The organism is Mycobacterium sp., assembly GCF_040509115.1.
In the GTDB taxonomy this organism is placed as follows: Bacteria; Actinomycetota; Actinomycetes; order Mycobacteriales; family Mycobacteriaceae; genus Mycobacterium.
Window position 1 is genome coordinate 1 of sequence record NZ_JBEVLO010000422.1, and the last position, 2,723, is coordinate 2,723.

Below are 2,723 nucleotides of genomic sequence, written 5' to 3' on the forward strand. Positions count from 1 at the left end.
CACTCCCGCCGGGGGATGCCCCCGTTGTCCCAGTCGGTTCGGGCGTTCTCACGACGCTGGTCGAAGTACTGGATGTTCTCGCGTTCCAGCGGCTTGATCTCCGTTTCGATAAACGAGTCCATCTCGGCCAGCAGGCCCGGAAGATGCTCTGGGAGAGCGAAATCCACTGTGATCTCCTTTGTCGTCAGAACCCGTACAGCGTCTTCTTCCAGATGGTCGACAGCGTCGTGATGGCATCCTTGTCGCCGATCTCGAGCCCAAGGCCGGACCGGCCGACGAAGACCGTGGTGAAGTTCTCGAACAGCAGCGCGATGGCGGCGGCGGTGTGCTCTGGATTGAGCTCGGTGCCGTGGCCCTGCTCCTGGGCTCGCCGCACGGACGCGGCGACGATGTCCATGCCGAAGCGTCGGAACTCATTCTGCACATCGGCGAAGCGCCTCTGCGTCGCGGCGAGTTGGGCGACGGCGATCATGATTCCGATGTTCTGCTTGAACATGTTCCAGTAGCCGGTCACCGTCGAGACGAAGAACTCCGTGTCCTCCGGTGAGTCCGGGAGGTGCATCTGCTGGCCCAGCGGCGCCACCACGTCGCGGAGGAACGACACGGCGAGCACCGCCAACAGATCTTCCTTGTCGGCGTAGTAACGGTAGAACGCGGCGGGGGACCTGCCTGCCGCCGACGTGATATCGGTGAGAGTGGTGCCGTGAAATCCGCGCTCCGCGAACAGCTTCCGAGCGGACCGTTCGATGGTCTCGCGGGTCTGCAGACCCTTCGCAGTGAGTGACTCGGCCGGCACGGTGCGCTCAGCTCAGACGTCGATCGCCCGCGCGCAGCAGCGCACTTGGCAGCTCGTGGCCGACGGCCTTGCGCGCGACGGTCGCCGCGTAGATCGCCGCCTCCAGGTCGATGTCGCTGCCAATGTCGCTGTCCCGCAGCAGATACACCAGGTCCTCGGTGGCGATGTTGCCACTGGCGCCAGGGGCGAACGGACAACCGCCGAGCCCACCGACCGAGGAGTCCAGCCTCTTGACGCCTGCCGAGACGGCGGCATACGCACTGGCCAGGCCGGCGCCCCGCGTGTTGTGAAAGTGCGCGCCCAGCGGGAGGTCTCCGACGATCGGCCGCAGGAGTTCGATCAGCGTGCTCACCCGCCGCGGCGTCGTGGTGCCGATGGTATCGGCAATGGCCAACCGGTCGGCACCGATCTCCACGGCAGCGGTGGCGATGTCGAGCACCCGGCGGGGATCGGTGGGGCCGTCGAACGGGCAGTCCCACGCGGTGGCGATGATCACCTCGATGGTGGCGTCACTCTCGTGGGCGATGCGGGCGATGTCGACGATCAGGTCGGTGGACTCGGCGGTCGACCGTCCGACGTTGGCGGCGCTGTGCCCGTCGGCGGCCGAGACCACGTATTCGAGGGAGCCCATGCCCGCGGCGACCGCGCGATCCGCGCCGCCGAGGCCGGCGACCAGCGCGGAGAACTCGACGCCATGGGATTCACGGAACCGCGGCAACTCGGCGGCCAGCGCCGCGGCGTCGGCAAGGGCCGGAACCTTCGACGGCGACACGAAGGCCGTCGCCTCGACTTCCCGGACGCCGGTTGCCACGATCGCCTCGAGCAGTTCGAGCTTGGTGGACAACGGAATCGGGTCTTCGATCTGCAGCCCGTCGCGTAGGGAGACCTCGCGGATCGTGACGTGTGCGGGCAAGCTCATATGACCCCCTCAGTCCGCAACGCCTCGAGATCGGTGGCCGAGCGGCCCAAGAGGTCGCCGTACACCTCGTCGTTGTGCTGCCCAGGCTTCGACGATCCCGCGCTGCGGATCGTTCCCGGAGTCTCGGACAGCACCGGCACCACACCAGGTCCCTTCACGTTGCGCCCGATGCGCTCGTCGAAGTGGTCGGCGATCATGCCGCGGGACACCAGTTGAGGATCGGTGACGACTTCGGCGACCGTATTGATGGGGCCGCTGATCACGCCCGCTGCGCCCAGCGTGGCGATGATGTCGGCGGGCTGGCGTTCGGCTGCCCAGGCAGCGATGATCTTGTCGATCTCGTCCTGATTGCGGCCCCGGGCAACGTGATTGGCGAAGCGGCCATCGTCGGCCAGCTCGGGTTGACCCATCGCAGCGCACAATCTGCGGAAGACGGTGTCCTGGTTGGCCGCGATGACGACCCAGCTACCGTCGGCGGCCGGATAGATGTTCGACGGTGCGATTCCCTCGAGCCGGGTGCCGGACGGCCCGCGGACCACCCCACCGACGTCGTAGTCGGGAATGGTGGACTCTTGCACGGCCAGACACGCCTCGGTGAGTGCGGCGTCGACCACCTGTCCCTCGCCGGTGACCGAGCGTCGGAACAGCGCTGCGAGTGCACCCTGGGCGGCGAACATGCCCGCCAGGCTGTCGCCCAGTGACAGTGCCAGGCGTGGGGGAGGGCCACCGGGGAAGCCGTTCATGTGCCGCAGCCCGCTGGCGGCCTCGGCGACCGACGCGTAGCCGGCCTTGTGGGCCTCCGGACCCGTCTGCCCGTATCCCGACACCCGCACCAACACGATGCCCCGATTGCGGGCGCGCAGCACGTCGTAACCCAGATTCCACTTCTCCAACGTGCCGGGCCGGAAGTTCTCCACGACGATGTCGGAGCGCTCGACCAGGTCGAGGAACAGGGCGCGGCCCGCCTCGGCCCGCAGGTTCAGTGTGACGGCCTTCTTGTTGCGGGCG

The 2,723-nt window shown here is 67.6% G+C and carries 3 protein-coding genes and 1 pseudogene; all 4 read right to left on the bottom strand.

The window, feature by feature from the left end; all coding sequences use genetic code 11:
• A pseudogene (locus ABW137_RS29090) lies at positions 1 to 167 on the bottom strand (acyl-CoA dehydrogenase); the annotation flags it as partial.
• Positions 168 to 184: 17 nt separating this feature from the next.
• Positions 185 to 796: a TetR/AcrR family transcriptional regulator gene (locus tag ABW137_RS29095; RefSeq protein WP_526405250.1), complete on the bottom strand. Its 612-nt coding sequence runs from the start codon at positions 794 to 796 to the stop codon at positions 185 to 187.
• 7 nt (positions 797 to 803) lie between these two features.
• Entirely contained in the window at positions 804 to 1,715 is a 912-nt protein-coding gene (locus ABW137_RS29100; protein WP_526405252.1) for a hydroxymethylglutaryl-CoA lyase, read from the bottom strand.
• Positions 1,712 to 2,723, bottom strand: a 1,012-nt coding sequence (locus tag ABW137_RS29105) for a CaiB/BaiF CoA transferase family protein (RefSeq protein ID WP_526405253.1), incomplete at its 5' end; no start/stop codon positions are given. The genes ABW137_RS29100 and ABW137_RS29105, both read right to left, overlap by 4 nt.

Bases quoted from the DNA above. Each gene is read 5' to 3' on its own strand.
- ABW137_RS29100 (WP_526405252.1), bottom strand. From the start codon at position 1,715: ATGAGCTTGCCCGCACACGTCACGATCCGCGAGGTCTCCCTACGCGAC.